Genomic DNA, 26,491 nt, shown 5'->3' with positions numbered 1-26,491 from the left:
CTTGAAGCTTAGTGCTCGCGCTTTCTATCTAGCAAACGAAATTCATTGACATTTAAGCGCAATTTTTATGCTATGTTCGATATGGACATTGAACTCGCCCGCACCTTCATAGAGATCGTTTCGACAGGGAGTTTCATTCGGGCCTCTGAACGTTTGAATGTCGCCCAGACGACAGTGAGCGCACGAATCCGCAACCTCGAGCAGCAACTTGGCCGGGCGCTTTTCGTTCGGCACAAAGGCGGGGCCTCGCTCACCCCTGCCGGCGAGCAGTTCCTGCGTCACGCCCCGATGTTCGTCCAGTTGTGGCAGCGCACCCTTCATCAGGTTGCCGTACCTGAGGGACGTCGGGCTGTTCTGACGGTCGGCAGCGAAGTCAGCCTTGCGCAACCCCTTCTGCTCGATTGGGTCCGATGGATGCGCGGCTCGCTTCAGGATATTGCACTCCGCGTACACGTCGATGTGCCGCAGGATTTGATCAATCAGGTCGCGTCGGGAATGGTTGACTTAGCGATCATGTACGCGCCTCCGCACAGACCTGGTTTGAAGATCGATCTGCTTCTGGATGAAAAACTCGTCCTCGTGACTACCAATGCCGAAGCACGCCTGCTGGACGAATCCGATTATGTCTATATGGATTGGGGGCCGGATTTTGGACTGCACCACGGGATGAATTTCCCGAGTGCCGCGCCCGATCTTTCTTTCGATCTCGGTCCGCTCGCACTGAACTACGTTCTTGCGACTGGCGGCTCGGGATATTTCAGAATGAGCTCAGTGCAGCCTCACATAGCGGCCGGCCGGTTGCATCTTGTCCCTGAAATGCCGCAGTTCTCCTATCCGGTTTATGCGGTGCAATCCGCAAACGCCGACGAGAGCGTGGTAGGTCCTGCCTTGGCAGGGTTGCATGCCGTCGCAGCCGGCGATGTCAAATTATAGGAATTCCTGACGGCGCTTTGGCGTCCGGTTGGATTGACGGGAACAGGAGGTCGACTGTGGTTCCAATCCCTGGTTCACTCGCAATGCGAACATGACCACCAACCATCTGCGTCAATGCATGCACCTGCGACAGCCCGATGCCGGTACCCTTCTCGCCCTTCGTCGTGAAAAAAGGATCGAACGCCTTTCGCAAGACTTCCGCGCTCATGCCGCAACCTTGGTCTTTGACGCGAACACAGACGTAGGTTCCCGGCCCCGGCGGGTCAGGTGCCGCAGTCGTCTGCACCAATCGCTCGGTGACGACCCGGATCTCGCCGCCATTTGGCATGGCATCCCGCGCGTTGACGACGAGATTAAGCACCGCAGCGTCGAACAGTGCGGGATCGATCAGGCAGTCCGGAATACCGGAACCAAGTTCAAGCTTGACGCGTACATCGGGTCCGGCGCCATACCTCAGGAATGGCTCGAAGGACCTGAGGAATTCATTCAAGTCGCCAGCATGAGCATCGAGTTCCTGATGCTTTGCAAAAGCGAGCAGCTGCGAGGTTAATTCGATCCCACGATCGATTCCTTCCCGCGCCATCGCGATGTAGGCCCGCACACGTTCGGGCTTGTCGGCGCTTTTTTCGGCAAACCTCAGTCCGGACTCGATGACTGCCAGGAGGTTTCTGAAATCATGGGCAATGCCGCCCGTCATTTCACCCAACGCGGCAAGCCGATGCGTCGCATGCTCGCGTTGTTCGACTGCGGTTCGGGCATCGAGGGGGGTGTCCGGCACCTGAGAGCGCCCGTCCCGCTCCGTCTGAGATTGTGGCTGTGTTTCGGATGGATACACGCTGCCTTTCATGAAAGCCGTCCCCTACAGGTCATTGACGAAGCCAGGGAAATCGCGCTCCCGCTGTGATCGTCACACTCTGTCCTCCTTGTCCAGCCGAGCCTTTTCGCGGGCATGATCTAAGCGCGGGACGATCCCTTATCGCCATGATGTCTTCGACCATCGCAAATGCCCTGCGGACCTCCTCCAGCAGATCGCCATTCGCGCCGACCCGTTCAGTCTAATCATGCGCTTTGGGTTCGCCGACGATGATTCTCTGACATAACTGGCCACTGTCACGACAACTGCAGGTGCAAGCCTTTTCATCACGGTAGCTTCCTTTGTTGAACCAGAACCGGCGATGACCGAAAAGCCTGGACGACCGTCATAATCCGCTTTCAGATGTTGGCGCGGCCTGTTCGCGCCCAGCCAGCAAGCAGGAGGCGGTTCTGTTCGTCAAGCGAAATTAAATGGGATTTCAGTGCAATATTTCTGCATGCCGATGCGTTCTGTTTAACATCTCTTGGACCAAAGGTTGCGATTATGAATTCTCTTCACGCATTCGATTGCGAAGATTTTGCAATGCTCATTGCCTACACGCCAGGATCATGGACCACGAACCGCCAACCAAGGCACGAGAGGCGCTAATGGGCCGGTCCGGGTTATTTCCTTCTATCGGATAACTCTAAAGCGGCCGCCGCTTTGGGCGCAGCTTGATTTCGAAAAACCTTTCACTACATCCGAGTTGCTATGAATATTTTCAGGCTAAATTTCCGGCGAGAGCCGCAGCGCCTCAAAGCAGGCCTTTAGCCCGGACGCGAAAAGACCCTGGCTTTGCGTCCGGGACAGCCAGGATTCTTCACCATGGTGCTGTGTGAACACCGCCTCGCGTAGGTGGTGTGGCGAAACGCGTTTCGTTATCGCTTTGAATTGTCATGGGGCCGCCACGATGATCTATTCCATCTTGTCAGAAGAAGACATTTCGCTTGACCTCGCGACAAAGGGAAAGCATTCGGCCTTGTCGCGGATCGCCATCAGGATTGCGCGGAGAGCCCGGCTTGTCAATCGGCCCGCAATTGGGACCCTGGATCGGCTCGCAAAAGGGACCCCCTTTTTGAGGCACAATGGTCAGCGCTCGCCGGGCGGAGCTGGTCTGGGTTGCGCAGCCCGGCGAGTGCGGATCGGCGTGATGGGGTGATCAGGCGCGGTTCTTGAAGCGCCAGGATTCGTTTCCGGTCTCGATGATCTCGCAGTGATGGGTGAGACGGTCGAGCAGCGCGGTGGTCATCTTTGGGTCGCCGAAGACGGCGGGCCATTCGCCGAATGCCAGGTTGGTGGTGACGATGATCGAGGTGCGCTCGTAGAGCCGGCTGATCAGATGGAAGAGCAACTGCCCACCGGCTTGTGCGAACGGCAGATAGCCGAGTTCATCGAGCACGACGAAGTCGAGCCGGGTCAGGTAGTCGGCGATGCGGCCCTGCTTGCCGCTGCGGTGCTCAGTCTCGAGCCGGTTGACGAGATCGACGACGTTGAAGAAGCGGCCACGTGAGCCGTTGCGGATCACGGCGCGGGCAATGGCGATTGCCAGATGCGACTTGCCGGTTCCTGTGCCGCCGATGAGCACGGCGTTGCGCTGGTCGGCGACGAAGGTGCCGTTGGCAAGGTCGCGGACCAGCACCTCATTGACCGGCGTGCCGTCGAAGTCGAACTCCTCGATGTCCTTGGCGATCGGCAGCTTGGCGACAGTGAGCTGGTATTTGATGGAGCGGGCCTGCTTCTCGGCGATCTCGGCCGACAGCAGATCACCGACGATCCTCGGCGGCTCGTGCTGGCGCTTGATACCCGTTGCCATGACCTCGTCATAGGCGCTGCGCATGCCATAGAGCTTCAGCGTCCCCATCAGTTCCAGAACCTGCGTGCGTTCCATCAGCTTGCCCTCCTGAGGCGGTCGTAGCGGGCGCAGTCGGCAACCGGCTCATGCGCCAGGCGGAGTGCGTCCGGGGTAAGAATGGTGATTGCCGGCGCCGGATCGCGCTGCCGTGCCAGGATGTTGATGATGACGGCTGATGAGCAGACGTTCTGGTCGAGCGCCTCCTGGCAGGCCGCCTCGACCGCGTCGAGGCCGTCACTGAGAACGGCAGCCAGGATCGCCACCATCTGCCGGTCGCCATCGTCCGCGGACTTCAATCTGCGCCGGACCCGTTCCATTGCCGATGGCAGAACCCAGTCCTGGAACGGCGCTCCGTTGCGCAGCGCTCCGGGCTTGCGGGCGAGCACGGGGACGTAATGCCACGGGTTGTAGATCGTGTCGCCGCGCCCGAATGAGCGCACATGTTCGGCAACAACCACGCCATCCTGGCGAATGACGATGCGATCGGCATAGGCCTGAATCTCGACCGGCCGGCCAACGGCGGTCGACAGCACCGAGTATTTGTTGTTGTCGAAGCGCACCGTGCAGGTCTTCGACACCGAGGCCGGCACCGTATGGAATCCGTCGAAGGGGCCGCGATATTCGACCAGTTTGCCGCGCTCGTCCTCGAACACGTTCCAGATCGTTCGTTCCGGCTGTTCGATGTGACGGTGCGCCTTGGTGTAGGCGATGCATTTGTCGAGCAGCCAGGCGTTGAGTTCCTCATAGGATTTGAAGCGCAGCCGCGGCGTGAAGAAGCGCTCGCGCACCAGCCCGACCTGGTTCTCGACCTGACCCTTCTCCCAGCCAGACGCCGGCGTGCAGGCGACCGGCTGCACCAGATAATGGCTGCACATCTGCAGGAAGCGGCGATTGTATTGCCGGTCCTTGCCGACGAACACCGTCTCCACCGCCGTCTTCATGTTGTCGTAGATGCCGCGCGTGCAGGCGCCACCGAAGAAGGCAAAAGCGCGGTCGTGCGCGTCGAACACCATCTCCTGCGTCTCGCGCGGATAGGCCCTGACGAACATCATGCGGCTGTGGCAGAGCCGGACATGGGCGACCTTCACGGTCACTGTCACGCCGTTGATCAGGACGATCTCGTGGCTCCAGTCGAACTGGTAGGCCTCGCCCGGCGCGAAGAACAATGGCACATAGGCTTCCGCCGTTGCCGATCCTTGCTCCTTCGCCCAGCCCTTCGCGTATCGACGGACCGCATCGTAGCTGCCTTCATAGCCGAGCCCGCGAAGCTCCTCGTAAATCCGGATCAGAGTCAGCCGCTCGCGCCCCGCCTTGCCGTGGTTGCCATCCAAAAGCCCGTCGAGCTGATCCTGCCAAGGGCCGATCTTTGGCATCGGCTGCCGTTCGCGCTCGTAGCGGAACTCCGTCGCGTCTGACCGCAGCACCTTCCGGACAACCTTCCGCGATATCCTCAACTCGCGGCAGATCTCCTTGATCGACTTCCCCTGGACCAGCGAAAGCCGGCGTATCTTCGCTATCGTCTCCACAACCAACATCCAAAACAAATGCCTCCGATGAAACCGAAGGCAGTGTGACAACCCTGCGTTACAGGGGTCCTTTTTGGACGCCGATCACCCCTGAAACGGGGTCCTTATTCCACGCCGAAACACACCCGGCTTGACGAGCAGACGGTTCTTCGTGGCCTTTTGCAGCGTGAGCGCCTTAGTTCGACGGGTATCGGTCGTGGCGTCGCGATCCCGCACGCTCTGTTCGACAGGATCGTTTCGCCGGTCGCATCTTTGACTCGATTAGCACGACCTATCGATTTTCACGGCCCCGATGACGATCCCGTTGATCTCGTTTACACGCTGCTGTGGCCGCGCTCCGCCGTTGCCGCCTTCCTTCCCGCCCTTGCACAGACATGCCGACTGCTCCGCGCACCTGGGACCAGGGAAGGACTCCGACGTGCAAGATCGGCCGACGAAGTTATGGCGATTTTCAAAACTGAATCGTGTCCAGCCGTCGGGACTATATCCACTGATTTGTACACTCTTCACGTCGAATCTAGCGTCGTCATGCCCAAACACCTTGGCAATGCCTAGACCCGGCTAGCCCGGGACATGTTGCCACTGGGTCATGCGAGTTTTCTTCCGCTTGAGGCTTAGGCTTTCCCTCTCGACCTGTCGCGACTGCGTCCATGATCGCTATGAGCACTGAACTGCCCAGCAGCATGGCTGCCGCCGGCTTCCTTCCCAATCTGTCCACGCCTTAAGGATGTCAGGTCAAAAAACGCATGCGGCGAAGTGAAGGTTCTGCGCACTCAGCATAAACTTTGGCGTCAGCAGAACGCGCTCCGAAGCCCGTTTTCTGAACCGCGCTCTATAACATGTATTGACAATATATCTTTTAGCGCGAATGCTAGCTGGATCGGCCAGGACATGATGAGAGTTATCGCAAGGAGCGCGCACATGAGCGAAAATGGTCGGAGCAAGAGGACGATTGTCATAGACGGCGTCCCGTTGCCGGATGTGCTCGATGAGACCATGATCCATGGTGTGGTTCACGGTTTCTATGATGAAATTCGCCGAGATGAGCTTCTTGGCCCCATCTTTCACCACAGGATACAACCCGACGAATGGCCGCGCCATCTGGCGAAGATGTGTGATTTCTGGTCCGCGACGTTGCTGCGAACGTCCCGGTATGAGGGACGGCCGCTGCCGCCACATCTGGCGATAGCCGGTCTTGGTGAGGCGCATTTCCGACGTTGGCTAAAGCTGTTTCGCGTAACAGTGCGCCGGGTCTGTCCGCCCGAGGTCGCGGCACTGTTCATGGATCGTGCTCTGCGCATCGCTCACAGTTTCCGCCTCGCGGTCGCCTTTAGTCGTGGCGAGACCACGATTGGCGTCGAACCTATCGTCGAGAAAGAACTTTGATGCCGAACAGGTCCGTGAGTGGTTCTTGCAACAAGATGGCGATCCACGGGAGGACTCGTCGGTGCGGCTGACCAACTTCTCGGACTATGCCCTGAGAATGCTGATGTACGCGGCCTCTGCCGGCGACCGGCTGATCACCATTGAGGAAGCGGCACGCACCTTCAACGTGTCCAAGACGCACCTTAACAAGGTCGCCAATACATTGACGCGCAATGGCTACCTGAAGGCAATTCGCGGACGCTCCGGCGGGCTTGTTCTCGGTCGCCGGCCCGAGATGATCCGCATCGGCGACGTCGTGCGGCTGACTGAGCCGGATTTCGCGCTGGTCGAGTGTTTCGCGACCGGCAACAAATGCGTGCTCACAAGATCCTGCAAGCTTTCAAGCATGTTTGGCGAAGCGATGGTCTCCTTCCAGAACACCCTTGACCGTTACACGTTGGCCGACGTCTCGCTGATGCCACAGGACTTCCTCAGCGGACCGCCACGTCCACACCCCACCGGCGGGGCGCGAAACGTCAAGTAAGCTCGACATCTATTTGCGCCGAAGGGGGAGAGCGGGATCATCGTCTTCGACATGAGCGTAGGAGAGAGTTGTCACAGCCACTCATGCCGGCGAGGCGTTTCCTGCCTGACTCGTACCGCTTCCTCGAATGGAGATTAGCAATGGTTGAACGAAAGAAGAAGGACAAGCCGGTAACAGGGCAATTCGAGTCGGGCGTTGACCCAGACAACAGCCTGCTGCCTATGCTGATCGGTGGGCTTGTCCTGATCGTTATCGGTGCGATCGTCGTTATGATGTTCGTCTAGCTTTCGCAGTTATGCCGCGCTGCGCGGCTGGCGTGGGCGGGTCGGTCAATAGGCTCGAGTCAGTTTCAGTCTCGCCTCGGAGATTTTCTCGCTCATCGATCCGGCTTCAATGCATCTCGAAACTTTCGATGGCAGCTTTCAATCCATCGCGCTCATGGCTGACGGCTGACGGAGGTGGCGTGCACAGGTTTCCGGAGCCGCCCGATCACGTTGACCTTGGCGCAGCGTTTTGAGGAACTCGGCCAGCGTCGGTTCGCCAACTACGTCACACGCTGCCGCGGCAGACAACCATCGCCTCTTGCGCATGCTCCTTTCCGGCCAAGTGTGCAGTTCAGCCTGGACATACAGTCCGAAGATGGTGACGCTGCAGGGTTCGAAAGAACCATCATCGCGCCGCTTCGAATAGAGGTAGCTTCCGATCGGCTGGGGTCCGATCAGGCCAATGACGCCTGCCTCTTCGAACGCTTCCGTTTCTGCGGACTGCGAGGCGGAACGATGCTTCACCTGCCATCCTTTCGGCACTGTCCATCGGTGGCGGCGACGTGACGTGACCAGAAGCACTTCGAGGAATCCTTCCTGGTTCACGCGCCACGGAAGCGCAGCATACTGCTGCAGTAACGTATCCTGAGGCAGCATCGTCTTCATGACGTCACCCTGCTTCGCACTGGTTCCGATTCATGACGCATTCGCTGTTGCATACAAGGCATCTCCGTCCACGGGAGGAGGGTCGCTCGACCGCACCAGAAACATCTCCAGGCAGCTCTCGGAAGGAATCGATTACATGTGAGGCAAATTCGCCTCGTGCGAGCTGGTGTCATGACATCCTCCATCTGCGCGGCGCCAAAGGCACAGCAGGGAACAAAAACGCAGTTATTGATTCCCCCGAAGCAGCAATGGTACCGAATTAAAAGTACGAGCGCCTGACCCGGGGAAGAATGCGCCCCTTCCCGACAAGCCTTGATATCTTTATCAAATTCACTATACACATACAGTAAACTTAACTATATTCTATTTTGATTCAAGGCGACGCTATGCCACAGAACCTATATTTCACTTTGTTTCAAAATCAATTGACATTCCTCGAGAGTCGACCACACTCGTCACCATGAGCCAGATATATTTCCACGAACTGTCCTTCCGGAAGCGCCCGCAAACGCGCCGCTAGCCCTGGCTTGGCGTTCAGAGACGCTGAGCCAGGGAAACTTCCTATCGTCGCAAAGAGAAGAGAGCCACCGGACGGCTGCGAATTCAGCGCAGCCGTGCGGATGCTCTATCTTAAATGGAAGGAACCGAAATGCCTCCCCAGAAGAAGGGTAACCGCGAAGCTCGCAAGCCCAAGCAGATCAAAGTGAAGTCGTCACAGGCTGCGTCGACCTCCGAACTTGCCATAAAGGGCATCGTGCTCGGTAAGCGTCGGTAAACGTAGGCAACGGGGGGTGGTCGCATAAACACGACCGCTCACCTTGCTAGAGGCGGCCCACCCGAAAGTCGAGTGGGACCGCAAGTTGCATGGGTAGTTCACGTGGCGGATCCGGTTTTGGAAAATGTCAGAGCATTGCGAACGCAATCACCATTAAACCCAACAAGCCTATTGCGATGACCGCTTTTGTGGTGATGTCCAATACTTGTCTCCTACGTCTTAAATTAACACGCGCGTGTCAGGGTGAATGCACATCGCTTCGCGAGAGGCCAGCCTAGGATAACGCCGAGCCAACCAAGCACGGTTAAGCGAGAACCGAGCTACCCAGTGTTTTGTCAGAAATGCTCGCCGAAGGCCGATCAGGCAGGATCTCGAAGGTTGCGTTGGCCCATGCACCGGCCAGGCGGCCAGCCTACGGAGAATGCAGCAACGATCTTGAGCAGCGTCCTTCTGTCGAAGGCGGCGCTCGCGGTTCGAGAAACCGCATGGCGCCGCCTCATTACCTGGGGACCGTCCCTAGGGTAAGAACACCTGTCGCCAGGACGGTAAGACATCATGCCGTATTGCCTACCGCCTGCCGCCATCAACCTTCACGCGGCAGAGGGGCCGCTGGGTCATCAAACCACTCCGGCTCGACAGCGCAAACTTCGGGCTGGGCGTAGTAGGCACCGCGGATCAACCGGAGGGCCGTCTTGCGCGGCGTCAAGACCGCGGCGCGGTCGAGCGCGACCTTTTCCCGTCTCGCCGCTTCAGGCTGGTAGAGTACCTTTTCCAAACGCACAATTTCCTGCTTGCCGTCCTGACCAGGGAGGCTGAACTCCTGGCCTTCGCAGAGACCGACCAAGGCGAGGCCCCGGTAGGCGGTGATCGGGAGAAAGAGGCCAATCGGCGAGGTCATCCGGTCATGCGAAATGACCCGCGTGTCCGGGTCCCTTCCGTCAACGCTGAAGACGACCCGGCTGCTTACCGTTGCGACGTCAGGGGAAACATCGTCGCGGAAGACGACTTGCGCCGAATTGATCTTCCGCGCGAGCAACACCGCCATCGGATCGTCCCTGCCGAGGCTTCGGTCGAGCATGACTTCAAGGATAGTAAAATCCTTGGTGGTGAGGATACAGGAATCACGTGACATCGCAGTTCTCCATCGCTCCGCATTGGGAGCGCTTCCGTTGAAACGACAGTGGAGAATCCCCTGGCCGCACATAAGCGGCGCAGGGGCGGCTATCCTGCGATGAGACAGCCCCCGAACAGCGAGAGGCGACAGAAGATTGGCGCGTCCATCATGACGCCCGAACCAGGTGATTACTCGGAGAAGCGGCAGATTTGCCCAAAAATTGCTCGATACTTTGGACGGTAAGTCGGTGGCTACGCCCGTCCCTTGCAGTCCAAGCGATGGACTGTCCTGACGACAGGCCAATCAGGGCAGCGCCGATCGGGGTAAGGATCGACACTTTCCCTTCGGCGATATCGGCTTCCGCCGGGAACACCAACGTTACGGTCCTGTCCTCGCCTGCGTCCGTGGTGAAACGCAAAGTCGAGCCCATCCGCACGACGTCCAGCCGCAACTGAGAGTCAGCCACCACGCGGGCCCGGTCGAGCTCCGACAATAGCTGGTCCGCAACGGCCGGGTTCTTTCCGGATATCGATTCTGCCAAGCGCAGGAGCGAACCGTGGTCTGAGCGCGTCAACACGATAGAAGGTTTGCTGTGTCTCTTGCTGTCAGGAGCCATTTCTGACCCTCCTCATGCATAGACTGCCAATGCCTTGGGCATACGGCCGTCTCATTCATCTGCTGTGGAATGGATATCGCGTAAGTGGCGTGGATGACCGCAAGAAGCAGGTACCAACCTTTGCCCCACGGCCGGGACGCGACGCGACCGAGCCGGGGGTTAGTTGCCCGCGATGGGGCACGCCCGTTTGACAATCTTGGCAATATGCTTGGCTGCGCTCATGTCTTTAAAAATGGGCATTTGGCCCGACTAAGTCAAGGAGTGACACGTCTGGGCCAGATAGGGAGATGATCTGCGCCAACGGAAAAATTGCTGAAAAGCGCCGCCATTCAGGCGTGTTCGAGAGGTTCGAAGTCAAATCGCCGCGGTAGGTTCGAACAATGTTGGCTTTGGGTTAATCAAAATGTTGAGAGAACTTCGACCATTTATTGCTCTGCTGCTGGGGACTTTCCTTATGATGGTCGGCACCGGTCTGGGCAATATGCTGATTCCTTTGAGGGCGTCAGCCGAAGGCTGGTCGTCCACCGCGATCGCGTGGATTGGCACCTCGTATGCGCTAGCCTTCACGGCGGGGTGCTTGCTGACGCCATTGTTCGTGAAACGGGTCGGGCACATCAGAGTCTTCTCGGTCCTGCAGACACTGCTCGCGGCCTCGCTGCTTCTTCATGCCCTGGTGCCGAATCCGCTCGCATGGGCTGTGTTCCGTGCAGTCGGGGGACTGACGCTGGCGGGCGGTTATATGGTGATCGAAAGCTGGATGAATGAGCGCGTGAGCAATGCCAACCGAGGTGCGGTGTTCGCGGCATACATGATCGTCTCCATGTCGGGCGTGGCGGTCGGACAATTCATTCTCCCACTTGGTAGCGTCATGTCCGAGACACTCTTTATGGTCGGTGCTCTCGCATTCGGCCTGGCCTTGATTCCGATAGCGCTCTCGGTTGCGCCAGCACCACAGCCCCTGACACAAGTCAGGATCAACGCCCGCTTGCTTTTTAGGAAGTCTCCTGTCGCGGTCGTTGGGTCATTTCTCGCAGGCGTGATCTTCGGCAACTGGAGTTACTTCGGCCCGCTTTACGGACAATCGGTCGGGCTCTCTTCAACAGGGATCGCGACCATGCTGACCGCGGCGATGATTGGCGGCATGGTGTTCCAGGTGCCTTTTGGAAAGCTGTCCGACAGGATCGATCGCAGATACGTCATGGCGATGGCAGGCGCAATTGGCGTCGCCGTGTCCGCGTCGATGGCGGTGCTGGCGCCCTCAAGTCCGTTCGAGATCATCTTTGGCATGTTCGCACTCGGTTCTGTCCTCTTCACGATTTACGCGCTCAATGTCGCTCACGCCAACGATCACGCCGAGCCGGCCGAATTCGTTCAGGTGTCGGGCGGACTGCTGATTGTCTACGGCATCGGAAACATGGTCGGCCCTCAACTCGGCGGCCGCCTGATGGATCATATGGGACCGAGCGGCTTCTTCGCCGCCATGGGCGCGGCATACGCCCTTTACGGAATTTACGCCCTTTGGCGTTCGATACGCTCAAAGACAATGCACCCGTCCCTAAAAAGTGACTTCCGCGTCGTCCCGGCGCTACCTTCGCCGACACCCGAGGCAATCACAATGGATGTCAGGTCCAAGGAAGAGGGCGTCGCCGAAGCTATGCAGCTTCCGTGAAGGAGAGAATTGTATGACAATGTTCAATTGCGCAGCGCGGGTTGCGTAGCTTTTCAACCGCGACCGGTAACCGATCCACAGGGTTCCTCGAAACCGGCACCGCGTTGGCTACAACGACTATTTCAAAAGTGCCGACAATCCGCAGTCCCGCGACTCTTGCAATATGTCGTGACCAAAGGCCGCATGCAGCCAGCGTGGGATTGAACGATCAAGTGTTAGTACCATATCGAGATCATGATCTTGTTCAGTCGCCAGAGGAGGCGCCTGCTTCGCGCAGGCTCGTTGCTGAACCGCTCCTAGCCCCGAGCGGAGCGGACTCGATCGTCCGCTCCCGGCTCGGAGAATATTCCTGATCACCAATCAAAGTAAACCCGGACGGCGCGTTCTCGTCGGTCGGGCGATGGATTGCGAACAGTCCACTACGAAGCTGCCTCTCAGCAACTGGCGGGTGCCACTTCGTTGCTTGTCAGCAACTGGCGGGTGCCACTTCGTTGCTTGGATGCGGCAACCTCAACATTTTCGACAATGGAGCATGACATGTCAGATCATCTGGCAAGACAGACGAAGAACCGCTTGGCACGCCGACAGCGAGCAGCCAAAAAATTGGAATTCCTGCGTTGGCTGATCCTGGTTCCGTTCGAAGGCCGCCAACGGCGCAAGGCAGTAGCTGAGCTTGAACGCCTGGACGACAGAATGCTTGCGGACATCGGAATCTTGCGCAGTGAGATCCCACAGGTGATCGACGGGATAGGCTCTCAAAAAGTCGAGTTGGCCTTTCCAAAACCGTCGAACGGCACGCCGCAATACGCACGCAATCCGACCAGGGCGGCGGCGTAACGGCCACTGTGTCCACGTGATTGAAATGCGCAAATGGAGACCACCCCATGATTTCTGCTGAAGACTTTTCTGAAGTATTTCCATCCATGGTCGAACGACCTCGCCCGAAGCTGGAAGAGAACGAACAGGCGTATAGTGCCTGCATTGCCCGCTGGGAGGATGATGGAGGCCAAATCCCGATGCGTCAGTCTGCCGGGCCGTTTACGCAAACCCGATGCGTTGTGGAGGCACTGACCGTTTTCTGGACCACTGCGGCAATGCTCTCAATCACCAACAGAAAACACCGAGACGGCTCCCCGAGGTGAGGCGAAAGGAGAGTGACGACTCCGATGATGCCGCCGCGTTCGCACACAACGAAGAGATCACAGTATGGGGTGCTGACATGAGCGCAGCCGCTTCACTCATCGGGCTGCGGTTTGATAACCGCCAGGGCGTGGCAACATTTGTTCGACAAGCATCATCTGCATCGACTTGGCCGATCAGATTGGCATCCGATTCCCGTAGAACTCATGGTCTTCGTTGTAACCGCCCTGGCCCGCGCCTAGATCGGCGAAGTCGTCTACAAACTCGATGGCTGTGATCCACTTGACCATTTTGAAGCCGAGTTCGTTTTCACAACGCAGCCGCAAGGGCGCGCCGTGGAGCACATTCAACGGCGCGCCGTTCATTTCGTACGCCAGGAGCGTGAGTGCGTGGCGCATGTTCTCGATGCTGTGTACGTCGTAGTAGCGTCCGCCATCGGCGCCATCTGCCAGTGAATAGAATACGACGTAGCGGGCTTGCGGCATCGGTTTCACCAAATTCAGGATGTAGCGCATGGGAACCCCACCCCATTTGGCGACACCCGACCAACCCTGAATGCAAAAATGCGTCGTGATCTGTTCCTGCTTCCTCATCGCCTTGAGCGTGGCCAGCGATAGGTCCTGCGGGCGCTCGACCAGGCCACTGATGCGCAGACGATAGTTGACGAAACCGTCCGCAGCCAACTCGCCGAACTCCTTTGACTTTGGCATCGTGCCGTTCGGCCAGAAGAAGGGTGATATGTCTTTTTCCGTGAGCTGGGAGCGTGGGTCCCACCCCTCGCCCAACCTCATGAGCCAGCCGATCACCAATCGCCCGGCGCGCTGGACCAAGCGGGCGTGGCGGATGGTCAAGGGCGATACGACCAGCCAAACCGCAATGAGGGTAGCCATCGCAAGCACGAACAACGGAAATCCCGCCCAAGACGCGTTGTCGACGCCTTTGAACATGTGATTGGTGTTCTGCCTGATGCCGGTGATGAACACCATGACACCATGCGCCAAGATGAAGATCACGAACCAGGCGAACGAGATAAAGTGGACTGATCGCATTGCCTGACGATTGAACAGTCTGCCGAACCAGCCCAGCGCATTGGAGATCGCCGGCGACTGCATCAGACCGGTACCGATCGAGACGGGCGCGGCGACGAACACGGTGATGAAATAGGTGAGCTGCTGCAGGCCATTGTAGCGTGTCCAGCCTTCATCGACCGGGAAGTTCAGCGAGGCGTACTGGATCGCCGTCGAAAGTGCTGCCGGAAACACCTCCCAGGTCAGTGGCACCAGCCGCCGCCATTGATCCGTGGAAAACAGCAAGGCGTAGAACGCGACACCGTTGACGAGCCACAGTAGATTGACTGAGAAATGCCACCATCGTGCCAGTCCGAGTGTATGGCGCAGGCCGGGGATCCCCAGCCATTTTGGCAGGCTGACCGAATCGTCCTTGGCTGTCCATATACGTCCTTCTGGCACCGGCGTCTGAAAGCGAAACCAGTCCGTTCCAGGCGTGCAATCTCTCGCCCAATAGAGTCGCGGATGGTCGGCCAATATCTGCAGGCCGGCCCGCATAATAAACAACATGAAGAGCATGTTCAGGAAATGCTGGAGTTGCAGCCACCACGGGAACCCAGAAGCGACCGACGGCGCGGACTGCGCGATGCCAGGATGCTCTCGGATGAAGGCAGCCATCATGGGCAACTCGCGCAAACTTTGAGCGAGCGCGATCAGACACAGCAGCGCGGCGGCTCCAATTGGAATAGCCCATAGGGTGTTGAACCAGCGTCGGCCAATCCGGATACGGGGGACGATCGCCTTTTGCGGCTGCATCCAGCGACCCACGACCAAGCTGTCATCGGCGCCACTGAGGTGGGTGCGGAGCGGTTCAGAGGCAGTCGTTTTTGGTGAGCCTCGCCGACGATTTTCCGTCATCGCCGAGGCGACACCTTTGTCAGTGCCGAGCCCTTGTGGAAGGCAACATGCTCGGTCTTGCTGCTCTTTATTTCATATTGCGGATCGTCTGGACTCGCATGATGTGTATAGCCATGGACATCGAAATCGCGCGTGTGCTTACCGATGATCGTGCCACTGACACGCCCGGCCTCTGAATTCCAACTCACCCGATCGCCGATTTCATATTTATCCGTCATGGGGTTAACACTGGTCTTAAAAGTCCATCTGTTTCAGACTAAAGCAGCTAATGACATCGTGGTTCCAGAAAATCGTGCGAGGTCAAAGATCATTCGCGACGCCAAGTGATTTCCGGCGACGGGCGCCAAATCCCAGCAAGGTTGAGCGATCGTGCTCCTCAGCCAGTTTGTTCGACCGGACGCGCATAAGGTCCTTCCAGCCGACATAGCCGACCAGTTGCGCGTCTTCGCGCGCCACCACTGGAAGATGAGACACATTGGCCGTCAGCAGCTTGTCGGACAGGCCTTCGAGATATTCATCGGGGTACGCTACCGTGACCTTGCTCCCGGCCAGCAGTTCGCCGAGCATCGTCGTGCGGTGCTTGCCGGCACGCCTCCAGCGCAGGATAGCCGGCGGGTCGATGAGGCCGATCACATGCCCCTGCGAATTCACCACGGGAAAACTGGGATGCCGCGTCTCGGGCGCGGTCAGGAAGGCCGCGGCGCCATGCAACGTCATCGTCGCCGGCACGCTCTCGACTTTAGCCGTCATCACTTCGCGCACCCTGGTCAACGCGAAGGGATCGACGCGATACTCTCGCACCAGATGATGCCCCCTTCTGGCGATCTTCTCGGTCAGGATCGAGCGCTTCATCAACAGCACGGTCACCGCATGCGCTGTCGCGCAAGCCGCGATCAGCGGCAGCAGGACATGGGTGTTGCCGGTCAGCTCGACTGCGAAGAAGGTGGCGGTGAGCGGAGCGCGCATCGTCCCGCCCATCGTCGCCGACATCGCCAGCAGCGCCCAGAAGCCTGGATCGGCAGCAGGCAGGAACCCGGCAAGCACCGCGCCCATCGCGCCACCCATGATCAGCAGCGGCGCCAGCACGCCGCCTGACGTTCCCGACCCCAGCGCCACCGACCAGATGATGGCCTTCACCACAAGCAGGATGAGTGCGGCGGTGGCTATCGTGCGTCCGTCCAGCATGTTGGCGATGTTGTCATAACCGACGCCGAGCGCCTGTGGTTCGATCAGCCCGCCAATGCCGACCACCAGACCGCCGAGCATCGGCCACCACATCCAGTGGATGGGCAGTTTCTGGAAACCGTCCTCGCAGGCATAGACCATCTGGGTGAGCAATCCTGACAGCAGGCCGGCGGCAACACCGATCGCGACCCAGCCGGCAAGGCCGACAAAGGACACCTCCATGCCGCCCTGAAACGGAAATATCGGTCCGGGAAGGTGCAGCATGGTGCGCTCGACCTCGGCAATGATGGCAGCGACGGCAACAGGAATGAAGCTGCGCGGCGTCCATTCGAACAGCAGCAATTCCACCGCCAGCATGATGGCGGCGATCGGTGTTCCGAATACGGTGGTCATGCCGGCCGCGGCACCCGCCACCAGCAACGTCTTGCGTTCGTTGTCGCTGACCGGCAGCATCTGGGCGATCAGCGAACCGATGGCACCACCGGTCATGATGATCGGCCCTTCGGCGCCGAACGGTCCGCCTGAGCCGATCGAGATCGCCGACGACAGAGGCTTCAGGATCGCCACCTTGGCATCAAGCTTGGAGCGTCCGAGCAGGATCGCCTCGATGGCTTCGGGAATTCCGTGCCCGCGGATTTTCTCGCTGCCGAAGCGCGCCATGATGCCGATGATCAACGCGCCGATGACCGGAACGATGACGGCGGCATAGCCAAGCGGCGTATCCTGCAATTTGAGATCAGCGAGCGAGAACTGGCCAAAATAGGCGATGTTGGTGGCAAGCCGGATCAGTTTCAAAAGGCCGATGCCCGCGAATACCGCTGCCGTCCCAACCACGACGGCAATGGCTGCTATGGTGAGCACTCTCGCATCGGTCGTGAAATCACGGAGATGGGCGGGTTTGGCGTGGTCGGATTTCATTGCAAGCTCTGCTTTCTGACGGCGTGCCGTATCTCGGATATGCAGCATGGACGAACAGGCCAGCCGCATTTGTCACCTTGCTCTGTATCGTAATACGATATAAATATTCAAGAGTGTTTTTAGCCCTCAGAAAGGAACCGATGTCCGACAGATCAGACCCGCAGAAGCGGCGGGCAACGATTGGACAAGCCGACTACCAGCGGCTGTCCGAGTTCCGCTACCTGATCCGCTGCTTCCTCGAATTCAGCCAGGTCCAGGCCGAGGATGCCGGCCTGACCGCGCGCCAGCATCAGGCGCTGCTGGCCATCAAGGGCTTTCCTGGAGGCGGGCCGGTGACGATCGGCGATCTGGCGGAGCGCCTGCGCATCCGCCACCATAGTACCGTGGAACTGGTCAACCGCCTTTGCGAGGCCGGGCTCGTCGTCAGGGACCAGGATAAGGCAGACCACCGCCGCGTGCTGCTGCAACTGACCGAGCGCGCCGACGACTGCCTTGCGGAACTGTCAGCCACGCATCTCGACGAGCTTTCACGTATCGAACCAATGCTTAGAAGTGTGCTGGCGCGGAAGGCCGGTCATGAACTCCCGAAATAATCTTCGTTATTCCAGAAGTGCGAGGCGATGCTATGTATCACGCGTGGTTTTCCAAGCCTGTTCCAGTTTCCACTGGAATTTCTGGCGATATTCGCAACCTGTCCAACGTTGAACAAGCCGTTGAGCTTCTCACCAACCACTGGCGAGATGGAGGAAGCGCCAAGCATCGAGCGGCACTTCGGGCCTGTCGCCAAGCCATGAACGGTGGCATTTCAGCCGACATCGCCAGAGACGCCTTCGTCGAGGCTGCGAGGGAAGCACGTATTCTTGTTGAGTGATTTAGAGCGGTTTTCCAGAGGCAACGGCGGAAACTGGGCTGAAAGCCGCAGAAGGATGCGCCGTTACACTGAGACGACAGGCGGTTGGTGTCTTTTGGCATGATCTTCACACCTTCACCAGTGATTGATAAGGCCGCGCGCTATGCCTCGGAATGCACCCCGCTTCGCAACCAGCATCTACAAGATGCGCCCAGGCACCAAAGCACCTCGACATCGACTGAACTGACTGCGGCTCGGAATGATGTGTCCGATTGCCGCACGGATATCTAGTGTCGGACGAAAGTGGCGCCAGCGCGTTGAGTTGGCGACGTACGTCCATCTCAATGCGAGCAAGAATTCCGAATGACTTTTCCGAAACCGCTGGCGGGTCAAAAAGCGCTCGTAACGGGCGCCAATTCCGGGATCGGAAAAGGTGTCGCGATAGCTCTGGGTGTGGCGGGCGCGGACGTTGTCATCAACTATGAGACAGATAAGGACGCCGCAACGGAGGTTGTCGATACAATTCGCGCTGGCGGAGCGAATGCCATTGCCTTGCAAGCCGACGTTTCCAGCCCGAGCGAAGTCGATGCGATGTTTGCCAGAGCGATCGAAGAGTTTGGCACACTCGACATTCTCGTTGCGAATGCCGGCCTGCAACAGGACGCTCCCTTTACCGAGATGACGCTGGAAAAGTGGAGCAAGGTTCTCGATGTCAATTTGACGGGGCAATTCCTTTGCGCGCAGGCCGCGACACGGGAATTTCTTCGACGCGGTGTTGTACCGTCCGTTTCGCGCGCCGCCGGCAAGATTATCTGCATGAGCTCGGTCCATCAGGTCATCCCCTGGGCCGGCCATGCCAACTACGCCACGTCGAAAGGCGGTATCAAGCTTTTGATGGAGAGTATGGCGCAAGAACTCGCGCCCAAGGGCATCCGTGTCAACGCTATCGCGCCGGGAGCGGTCCGAACGCCAATCAACACGTCGGCCTGGAGCACGGCCGAAGCGCTCAAGTCTTTGCTCACGCTGATCCCCTATGGCCGCATAGGCGAGCCGGAAGATATCGCCAGGGCCGCAGTGTGGCTGGCGTCCGACGAGTCCGACTATGTGATCGGCACGACACTGTTCGTGGACGGCGGCATGACCTTATATCCAGGTTTTGCTACTGGCGGCTGAACCGAGAAAGGAAATTCCGATCATGGTTGTGAACTTTTCCGGGGATCTCGGCGCGCGATCGACGCCCTTGCCGCACTTCTGGGAACACACAATCGGAAGCGGCCATGCGACGCTCGGGCTGCGGGCCGATTGGCAAGCGCAGCTCAAACGCGCACATGACGAGCTCGGCATGCGGCATGCGCGCTTTCACGGCATCCTGGACGATGACATGGGAACACTGATCGAGCAGGGTGGAGAATTCATCTATTCGTTCTTCAATGCCGACCAGGTTTTCGACTTTTTGCTGTCGATTGGTATGAGGCCGTTTGTCGAGCTCAGCTTCATGCCGACGGCGCTGGCGTCAGGAGATGAGACACAGTTCCATTACCGCGCCAACATCACCAAGCCGCGCGATCCAGCGCAGTGGTCCGTTCTCATTCGCAACCTGGTGGAGCATTGGGTCGAACGCTACGGTCTGGCCGAGGTTCGGCAATGGTTTTTCGAAGTCTGGAACGAACCTAATCTCAAGGCTTTCGGGTCTGGCAAACAATCGGACTATTTCGAACTCTACCGGTACACCGTCGAAGCCATCAAATCGGTCGACGGAAAGCTGAAAGTCGGCGGCCCGGCCACTGCGGCAAATGCATGGATCGACGACTTCCTGGCATTCTGCAAATCAAACAAGCTGCCGGTCGACTTCATCAGCACGCACCACTACCCTACCGACGCATTCGGCAATCCAGGCGACGACACCGAGGCCCAGCTTGCCGCTAGCAAACGCAGCGTGCTGCGGGACCAGGCACGTGACGTGCGCAAGAAAGCCGGCCGGCTTCCAGTCTATTACACGGAATGGTGCACCTCCTCGAACCCGCGCGATTTCATGCACGACGACCCCTACGCGGCTGCCTTCATCGTCAAGACTGTGCTCGAGGCCAACACGCTGGTCGAGGGCTACAGCTATTGGACATTTTCGGACCTCTTCGAGGAAAATTATTTTCCATCAGTTCCTTTCCAGGGCGGATTCGGACTGATGACCATACAAGGCATCGCCAAGCCGTCCTTCCGCGCCTACCAGTTGCTACATGGGTTGGGAACCGAGATGCTGCCTGTCGGCGGATCACACGAAACGGTCGATGCCTGGCCCGTGCGCGGTGAAAGAGGGGCAACGCTGATGCTGACGAACTTCGCCCTGCCCCGTCACGATATCGGTGATGAGAAGGTCTCTTTTACCATGACCTGCCCCGAGCCGATGACCAAAGCGACCATCCAGCGCATTGACGTTGACCACGCCAACGCGAAACGCCGTTGGGAACTGCTCGGCAAGCCAAAATATCCAAATGGTGAAAATCTCGCCGCCCTGAACGAGGCTTCGCAACTGGAGGAAGAGGCGGTCGCCTTTACGATGGACGGCCATGTGCTGAAGCTCGACCTGGTCATACCGCCCCAGGCGGTGGCTGCAATCCGCTTCAGCTTCTAGATCCATGACCGACTTCGGCGACCTCGACGACGAAGCGCTCGTGAAGCATCTGCAACGGACGGCGTTCGGTTATTTCAGCGATTTCTTCGAGCCGGATACAGGATTGGTCGCCGACACCTCTCGTGATGGCTCGCCCTGTTCCATCGCGGTCGTTGGCTTTGCGCTTTCTTGCTATCCCATAGCCGTCAAAAACCAATGGATCACGCGGACCGAGGCCGCCAGGCGCACACTGCTGGCATTGCGTTTCTTCAAGGAAAGCCGGCAGGGCGAGGAGCCCGACGCGACAGGCTACAAAGGTTTCTACTATCATTTCCTTGACATGAAATCAGGGAAACGGGTCTGGAACTGCGAGCTTTCGCTGGTCGACACCGCATTGTTGATGGCTGGCGTATGCGTAGCCGGTACGTTCTTCGACAAACGCGACGAACAGGAAATACGCGATCTGTCGAGAGAGCTTTTCGACCGGGTTGACTGGCGATGGGCACAGAACGGACGCGAAACGCTATCGCAGGGCTGGCGGCCCGATTGCGGTTTCCTGCACTATGGCTGGGAAGGCTACAACGAAGCGACGATCCTGTACGTGCTGGGAGCGGGATCGACCACCCACCCGCTGACAGACAAGAGCTTTTCGGGATGGACCTCGACGTATCAATGGGAACACCTGCTGAGCCAGGACGTGCTTTATTCGGGACCGCTTTTCACTCATCTCTTCTCGCATGCATGGATCGATTTCCGAGGTATACGCGACGCCTTCATGCGACAGGCCGGTAGCGACTACTTCGACAACACACGGGCGGCGATCCGCATTCATCGAGAGTATGGGGCAAGAAACCCTCAAGCCTATTCTGGCTACGATCGCGATTTCTGGGGTGTGACGGCTGGCGATGGGCCTGGCGACCAGGATATGCGCGAGAACGGACGCGACCGGCGCTTCTTCGGTTATATGTCGCGCGGCGTCCCTTACGGGCCGGACGACGGCACTATCTCGCCTTGGGCCATGCTTGCCTGCCTGCCATTCGACCATGAAGCAGCGCTCGCCGGTACGAGGCACCTGATCAGACGCTATCGCCAGGTGATCCCTGGTGACCGGTTCTCCAGCGGCTTCAACCCAACCTTGGTCGTCGATGGCGCCGGCTGGCTATCAAAGGGTTGGTACGGGCTTGATCAAGGTTTGCTGGTCATGAGCATCGAGAATGCGCGCAGTGGGTTTGTCTGGGATATCATGCGCGACTGCCCGCCAATCGTACGCGGCCTTAGACGATCAGGCTTTGCGGGCGGATGGCTTGCGCCATGAGGAAGGCTGCGCGGCCGACCGAGTGGGACAGAGAGAGCGAAGCGCTGTTCATTGAACGGGTGCGCCCGTTGAACTGGCAAAATCCAAAGCCCCGAGAAATATATGACCTCGTCGTCATCGGGGCGGGACCAGCCGGGCTACAGGCCGTTGAGGAAGCGCGTCGTATGGGGTTCAGCGCCGCGCTCATCGAACAGGACCGGCTCGGCGGAAACTCATTGAACGTCGGGACAATTGCCTCAAAATCGCTGATCCATTCCGGGCGCGTGGGTGCCGCCCTGAACGAGGCGGAGGACATCTGGGGCGTGGATGGCAGGAAATCGGCTCAACTCGATTTCTCGCTGGTATTGGCCCGCATGCATCGGGCGCGCGCACGCATCGCCGCATATCATTCGGCCAGCCAGCTTGCACGAGCGGATGTGGATATCTTCTTTGGCGCGGCCAGCTTCACCGGAGCAAATGAGGTTAGCGCTGGAGAAAGTGCTTTGCAGTTCCGCAAGGCGTTGATTGCCACCGGCGCGCGTCCGGACGCTCCAGATATTGCGGGGCTTGAAAGTATCAAATACCGCACGAGTTCGACCATCTTCGGACTGACTGCGCTTCCAAGGCGGCTTGCGGTAATCGGCGGCGGCCCACTCGGCTGCGAAATGGCGCAGGCCTTCAGCCGCCTTGGCTCGCAGGTTTCGATCATCGAGATTGATCCGAAGTTTCTGCCCGGTGAAGAGCGGGACGCCGCGGAACTTTTATCGCGCGCCATGGCACGTGACGGAGTTACAATTCGGCTAAACACCACCATCACGGGGGCGCGTATTGAGGCCGGCGTCAAAATTCTTGATACGATCAATGCCGGGATGAAGGACAGTGTCGAAGCCGATGAGGTTCTTGTCAGTGTCGGCCGGGTTGCCAACGTCGAGATGCTTGGGCTGGATGTCGCCGGCGTTGAGATCGGAAGCAACGGCTGTGTGACTGTCGACGAGCGATTCCAGACCAAGAATCCAGACGTTTACGCAGCCGGTGATGTCTGCATGGAACTCAAGTTCACCAACGTAGCGCAAGCCACGGCGCGCATCGCCGTCGCCAATGCACTTGGAGACAGCACGCGTAGCTGGAACGATCTCCTGGTCCCCTGGTGCACCTATTGTGATCCGGAGATCGCACATATCGGCATGCAGGTCTGGGACGCCAGGATGCAGTCGATTGCTGTAAAAACGTTCACTGTCATGATGCAGGATGTTGACCGCGCGATCGTTGATGAACAGGATCTCGGCTTCATAAAAATCCACATCCAGGACGGCACGGACCGCATACTGGGTGCAACTATCGTGGCCGAACGCGCCAGCGAACTGATCAATGAAATGTCTGTCATCATGCGGGCCGGCATCGGCATGTCGGCACTCGCCGAAACCATCCATACCTACCCGGCACAATCGGAAGGCATCATGTTGGCTGCTCTCGAGTTTGCGCGCCAGAGTTTGGTCTCCGGTTGATGTTCGCGCGGGCCAATAATCAGACAGGCGATGTTGCCGCTCAGTATCAAACGGAGCCGCAACCGGTCCGAGGCCACCTCAAGTTTCGAGTTTGAAGCCGTTGCCAACGCGCCGAACCCCGAAAGAAATCGATACAACTCAAATGCCCCGGTCGGAGATTATGGGAATACCGCCGACCGCTGCCGTCTTGGTTAAGACCTAAATGCCTGCATCTAAAAGATCGGTGCCAGTTTCTCCCTAAGGGTCCTTATTGCGGCTTTTATCGAAAGCGCGCCACCACGGTGAATGCCTATTGCGAGATCGATCTTGATAGGCCGGCTTGCAGTCGAGCTGGGTGATGACGTCACCGGCAGTGATGCCGGCCTTCGCAATGCCTGCGAGCAAAACGACGCGAGGCGCGAATAGGTGGCACGACTTTCGATAGTCAGGTACATGCAAATCTCGTTTGAAGACGATCACATCGGCTTGTCCAGATCGTCGTCCATCAGGATACGCGCGGCCGCTCCGTCCAGATCCTCGTACTGCCCATGCCTTAGTGTCCACATGAATGCCGCCAGGCCCAAAAGCCCAAGCAGGATTGCAACTGGCACGAGAAAGGCTAGGTAGCTCATGTTGCTGCTGCCGATATCGCGGCCACTTGCGGTTTCAACGTTCTAAGTCCTGCGGGTTCGCGGTGGCCCAAACGCATGGCATTGGCCACTACCATTACGGACGAGATGGACATGGCAGCTGCAGCCATCAGCGGAGTGACATAGCCGAACACAGCAAAGGGGACCGCAATGGCGTTGTAGCCAACCGCCAAAACGAAATTCTGCCGGATGAGTTTTCCTGCGTTGCGCGAAATCTCGTAGGTATCCGCAACGCTGGTAAGGCTTTCTTTCAGGAACACGAAGTCGGCTGCATTACGGCCGACGTCTGCCGCCGTCGCTGGCGCCATGGAGACATGCGCGGCTGCGAGAGCTGGTGCGTCGTTAAGACCGTCTCCCACCATCAGCACCTTGGCGTGGGCCGCGGTGAGCGCCGCGATCCGTTCAACCTTGTCAGCTGGAAGCATTTCGGCCGTGAAATCATCAATGCCGAGGTTTGAAGCGAGCACCGCCACGGCGGATCCGCGGTCGCCGGACACAATCCCGACGCGAAGGCCCTGCCGATGCAATCGATCGATCGTCTGACGCGTGCCGCTTCGCACAATATCTTCGAATACAAACCGCGCCAACTCTCGCCCGTTCTGGACAAGCAGCGACACCGAAAGCGAGTCGGCCGTGCCTTCCGGCATCTCGCGGCCGAGCGCCCAGTCTGGTCGACCCAGCCGGTAGAGTGTGGTTCCCATCCTGGCTTCGAGGCCCTGGCCGGGATATTCGGCGAGGTTCTTCAAAGAACTGGCTGCAGCCGGGCCTGGCGATGCGGCGGCCAGAATGGCGGCGGACATCGGATGCCTCGAGCCAGAAGCCATCCTGGCTGCAATCGCCAACGAATCGGGATCAACATTGGACCTGTTGACGAGATAGGGCCGGCCGAGCGTCAGCGTGCCGGTCTTGTCGAACAGTACGGTGTCAACTTCGGCGAGGCGCTCGAGGGCAGACCCGTCCTTGACCATCACGCCGCGTTCGAACAGCCGCCTTGCAGCGACGACCTGCACGATTGGAATCGCAAGACCGAGCGCGCACGGGCAGGTTATGATCAGAACGGCGATGGCGATCGAAACCGCTGCGTGCCAATCCCTGGCGACGAACAGCCATCCCAGAAAAGACAGCAAGGCGATGCTATGCACGACCGGCGAATAGAGCGCTGACGCGCGGTCGGCCAGTCTGCGATAGCGCGCCCTGCCGCCCTCGGCCGCTTCCATCATTCTGACCATTTCCGCCAGAAACGAGTCCTTCGCCTCGGCCGTAGCTGTTATCGTCAGCGGCCCGGTCAGATTCAGCAGTCCGGCCTGGACCAAAGTTCCCGCAGAGGCCGGCTTGGGCGCCGCTTCACCCGTCACCACCGAACAGTCGAGCTCCGAAGCGCCTTGCGTGACGACGCCGTCGACAGGGATGCGGTCGCCGGCGGCGATCAGGATGGAGGTTCCCGGCCGGATCCCGGCAATCGGCACATAGCGCTGGCCGTCACCGTCCAGCACCGTCGCACCCCTTGGTGCGAGGTTGGCAAGCCCGGCGACGGCCGAGCGCGCCTTTTCGCGCATGACGTGGTCAAGCGTGCGGCCGATCAACAGGAAGAACAGGAGCGATGTCGCCGCATCGAAATAGGCGTGCGGCCCGCCATGGATCGTATCGTAGAGACTGAGCCCGAACGCCATCAACACGCCGATGGAAATCGGCACGTCCATGTTGGTCCGGCCGTGTCGTAGCACGGACCATGCCGAGGAAAAGAATATCCGCCCCGAATAGACGACAGCGGGAAAGGCGAGAGCAGCGGAAATCCAGTGGAACGCCTGACGGGTGCCGCCTTCGGCTCCCGACCACACCGACACCGACAGCAGCATGATGTTCATGGCGCAGAAGCCCGCGACCGCGAGGGCTTTGATGAGCCTGCTATATTCGGGGCTGCGCTGGTCGGCTTCCATAGTGAAGAAATGCGCCTCGTAGCCCGCAGTCGTAAGCGCGCGGACAAGATCCGGCGCGCCGTCGCCAAGCAGACGCCATTTCACGGTGGTCCGCTTCATGGAAAGATTGGCTCGAGCATATTCGACGCCGGGCAAGGCTGACAAGGCGCGCTCGACCGTGGCCATGCAGGACGCGCAATGGATTTCCGGCACAGAGAGATCGGTTTGGAAAAGTCCGCCGCCAAGATCGCGACTGAGAAGCAAAAGCTCTTCGCGCGGACTGGAAGCCCGACCTGCCGGGCCGATCTCCAAGGCAGCCTCGGCCCCGGGCGCACAGCAGCTCAT

Annotated in this window: 24 protein-coding genes and 1 pseudogene; 14 read left to right on the top strand and 11 right to left on the bottom strand. The window is 58.9% G+C overall.

The window, feature by feature from the left end:
* The first annotated feature begins 45 nt into the window (after positions 1–45).
* Positions 46–933 carry a LysR family transcriptional regulator gene (locus tag GA829_RS21495; protein WP_258051815.1) on the top strand — a complete coding sequence of 296 codons (888 nt, stop codon included), beginning with the start codon at positions 46–48 and terminating at the stop codon, positions 931–933.
* Here GA829_RS21495 and GA829_RS21490 read toward each other — a convergent pair.
* The 3 genes and pseudogenes from GA829_RS21490 to istA form a co-directional block, all read right to left on the bottom strand.
* Entirely contained in the window at positions 923–1,780 is an 858-nt protein-coding gene (locus GA829_RS21490; protein WP_195174664.1) for an ATP-binding protein, read from the bottom strand. The genes GA829_RS21495 and GA829_RS21490 overlap by 11 nt on opposite strands.
* 1,165 nt (positions 1,781–2,945) lie before the next feature.
* Complete coding sequence (gene istB, locus GA829_RS21485; protein WP_195174663.1) at positions 2,946–3,674, bottom strand: IS21-like element helper ATPase IstB; 729 nt, start codon at positions 3,672–3,674, stop codon at positions 2,946–2,948.
* Positions 3,607–5,173, bottom strand: a pseudogene (gene istA / locus GA829_RS21480) (IS21 family transposase). The gene istB and the pseudogene istA overlap by 68 nt, the downstream one beginning before the upstream one ends.
* 150 nt (positions 5,174–5,323) lie before the next feature.
* Here istA and GA829_RS21475 point away from each other — a divergent pair.
* From GA829_RS21475 to GA829_RS21460, 4 genes are all read left to right on the top strand, one after another.
* On the top strand, positions 5,324–5,719 hold the full coding sequence (locus GA829_RS21475) for a PTS sugar transporter subunit IIA (protein ID WP_258051814.1): 396 nt from the start codon (positions 5,324–5,326) through the stop codon (positions 5,717–5,719).
* 366 nt (positions 5,720–6,085) lie between these two features.
* Positions 6,086–6,550, top strand: a complete 465-nt coding sequence (locus GA829_RS21470; RefSeq protein ID WP_195174661.1) for a group III truncated hemoglobin — start codon at positions 6,086–6,088, stop codon at positions 6,548–6,550.
* A gap of 61 nt (positions 6,551–6,611) precedes the next feature.
* Positions 6,612–7,073, top strand: coding sequence for an RrF2 family transcriptional regulator (locus GA829_RS21465; protein ID WP_195174660.1), 462 nt, complete (start codon positions 6,612–6,614; stop codon positions 7,071–7,073).
* Positions 7,074–7,213: 140 nt separating this feature from the next.
* On the top strand, positions 7,214–7,357 hold the full coding sequence (locus GA829_RS21460) for a hypothetical protein (RefSeq protein WP_195174659.1): 144 nt from the start codon (positions 7,214–7,216) through the stop codon (positions 7,355–7,357).
* A gap of 138 nt (positions 7,358–7,495) precedes the next feature.
* On the opposite strand, the gene GA829_RS21455 is transcribed toward GA829_RS21460, so the two are convergent.
* The 3 genes from GA829_RS21455 to rnk all read right to left on the bottom strand — a co-directional run bounded on the left by GA829_RS21455 (position 7,496) and on the right by rnk (position 10,507).
* Positions 7,496–8,002, bottom strand: a complete 507-nt coding sequence (locus tag GA829_RS21455) for an NUDIX hydrolase (RefSeq protein ID WP_195174658.1) — start codon at positions 8,000–8,002, stop codon at positions 7,496–7,498.
* A gap of 1,358 nt (positions 8,003–9,360) precedes the next feature.
* Positions 9,361–9,909, bottom strand: a complete 549-nt coding sequence (locus GA829_RS21450; RefSeq protein ID WP_195174657.1) for a nucleoside-diphosphate kinase — start codon at positions 9,907–9,909, stop codon at positions 9,361–9,363.
* Positions 9,910–10,057: 148 nt separating this feature from the next.
* Entirely contained in the window at positions 10,058–10,507 is a 450-nt protein-coding gene (gene rnk, locus GA829_RS21445) for a nucleoside diphosphate kinase regulator (protein WP_195174656.1), read from the bottom strand.
* A 403-nt stretch (positions 10,508–10,910) separates the two neighbouring features.
* On the opposite strand from rnk, the gene GA829_RS21440 reads away from it, so the two are divergent.
* The 3 genes from GA829_RS21440 to GA829_RS21430 all read left to right on the top strand — a co-directional run bounded on the left by GA829_RS21440 (position 10,911) and on the right by GA829_RS21430 (position 13,318).
* Positions 10,911–12,176 (top strand): MFS transporter, encoded by a 1,266-nt coding sequence (locus GA829_RS21440; RefSeq protein WP_195174655.1) that lies wholly within the window; start codon positions 10,911–10,913, stop codon positions 12,174–12,176.
* A 537-nt stretch (positions 12,177–12,713) separates the two neighbouring features.
* Positions 12,714–13,013 carry a DUF1127 domain-containing protein gene (locus tag GA829_RS37340; RefSeq protein WP_195174654.1) on the top strand — a complete coding sequence of 100 codons (300 nt, stop codon included), beginning with the start codon at positions 12,714–12,716 and terminating at the stop codon, positions 13,011–13,013.
* 47 nt (positions 13,014–13,060) lie between these two features.
* Positions 13,061–13,318: a hypothetical protein gene (locus GA829_RS21430; RefSeq protein ID WP_195174653.1), complete on the top strand. Its 258-nt coding sequence runs from the start codon at positions 13,061–13,063 to the stop codon at positions 13,316–13,318.
* 174 nt (positions 13,319–13,492) lie between these two features.
* Here the strand turns inward: GA829_RS21430 and GA829_RS21425 are convergent, their stop codons facing one another.
* The 3 genes from GA829_RS21425 to GA829_RS21415 all read right to left on the bottom strand — a co-directional run bounded on the left by GA829_RS21425 (position 13,493) and on the right by GA829_RS21415 (position 17,344).
* Entirely contained in the window at positions 13,493–15,139 is a 1,647-nt protein-coding gene (locus GA829_RS21425; protein WP_258051813.1) for a molybdopterin-dependent oxidoreductase, read from the bottom strand.
* Between the two features lie 98 nt (positions 15,140–15,237).
* Positions 15,238–15,459 carry a hypervirulence associated TUDOR domain-containing protein gene (locus GA829_RS21420; RefSeq protein ID WP_195174651.1) on the bottom strand — a complete coding sequence of 74 codons (222 nt, stop codon included), beginning with the start codon at positions 15,457–15,459 and terminating at the stop codon, positions 15,238–15,240.
* Positions 15,460–15,541: 82 nt separating this feature from the next.
* Complete coding sequence (locus GA829_RS21415) at positions 15,542–17,344, bottom strand: chloride channel protein (protein WP_195174650.1); 1,803 nt, start codon at positions 17,342–17,344, stop codon at positions 15,542–15,544.
* A gap of 140 nt (positions 17,345–17,484) precedes the next feature.
* On the opposite strand from GA829_RS21415, the gene GA829_RS21410 reads away from it, so the two are divergent.
* The 6 genes from GA829_RS21410 (at position 17,485) to GA829_RS21385 (ending at position 23,601) form a co-directional block, all read left to right on the top strand.
* Positions 17,485–17,937: a MarR family winged helix-turn-helix transcriptional regulator gene (locus tag GA829_RS21410; protein ID WP_195174649.1), complete on the top strand. Its 453-nt coding sequence runs from the start codon at positions 17,485–17,487 to the stop codon at positions 17,935–17,937.
* Between the two features lie 32 nt (positions 17,938–17,969).
* Positions 17,970–18,215 (top strand): DUF982 domain-containing protein, encoded by a 246-nt coding sequence (locus GA829_RS21405; protein ID WP_195174648.1) that lies wholly within the window; start codon positions 17,970–17,972, stop codon positions 18,213–18,215.
* A 342-nt stretch (positions 18,216–18,557) separates the two neighbouring features.
* Positions 18,558–19,367: an SDR family oxidoreductase gene (locus GA829_RS21400; protein ID WP_195174647.1), complete on the top strand. Its 810-nt coding sequence runs from the start codon at positions 18,558–18,560 to the stop codon at positions 19,365–19,367.
* Between the two features lie 22 nt (positions 19,368–19,389).
* Positions 19,390–20,823 (top strand): GH39 family glycosyl hydrolase, encoded by a 1,434-nt coding sequence (locus GA829_RS21395; RefSeq protein ID WP_195174646.1) that lies wholly within the window; start codon positions 19,390–19,392, stop codon positions 20,821–20,823.
* Positions 20,824–20,827: 4 nt separating this feature from the next.
* Positions 20,828–22,117 (top strand): glucoamylase family protein, encoded by a 1,290-nt coding sequence (locus GA829_RS21390; RefSeq protein ID WP_195174645.1) that lies wholly within the window; start codon positions 20,828–20,830, stop codon positions 22,115–22,117.
* The gene (locus GA829_RS21385) at positions 22,114–23,601 is read left to right on the top strand and encodes a mercuric reductase (protein ID WP_195174644.1); all 1,488 of its coding nucleotides are present in this window, start codon (positions 22,114–22,116) and stop codon (positions 23,599–23,601) included. The genes GA829_RS21390 and GA829_RS21385 overlap by 4 nt, the downstream gene beginning before the upstream one ends.
* A 455-nt stretch (positions 23,602–24,056) precedes the next feature.
* Here the strand turns inward: GA829_RS21385 and ccoS are convergent, their stop codons facing one another.
* Both ccoS and GA829_RS21375 read right to left on the bottom strand, forming a co-directional pair.
* Positions 24,057–24,212, bottom strand: a complete 156-nt coding sequence (ccoS, locus tag GA829_RS21380; RefSeq protein ID WP_195174643.1) for a cbb3-type cytochrome oxidase assembly protein CcoS — start codon at positions 24,210–24,212, stop codon at positions 24,057–24,059.
* Positions 24,209–26,491: a cation-translocating P-type ATPase gene (locus GA829_RS21375; protein ID WP_195174642.1), complete on the bottom strand. Its 2,283-nt coding sequence runs from the start codon at positions 26,489–26,491 to the stop codon at positions 24,209–24,211. The genes ccoS and GA829_RS21375 overlap by 4 nt, the downstream gene beginning before the upstream one ends.

Source organism: Mesorhizobium sp. INR15 (assembly GCF_015500075.1).
In the GTDB taxonomy this organism is placed as follows: domain Bacteria; phylum Pseudomonadota; class Alphaproteobacteria; order Rhizobiales; family Rhizobiaceae; genus Mesorhizobium.
The sequence above is the reverse complement of the archived record's forward strand: the minus strand, read 5'-3'. Positions and strand labels throughout refer to the sequence as shown.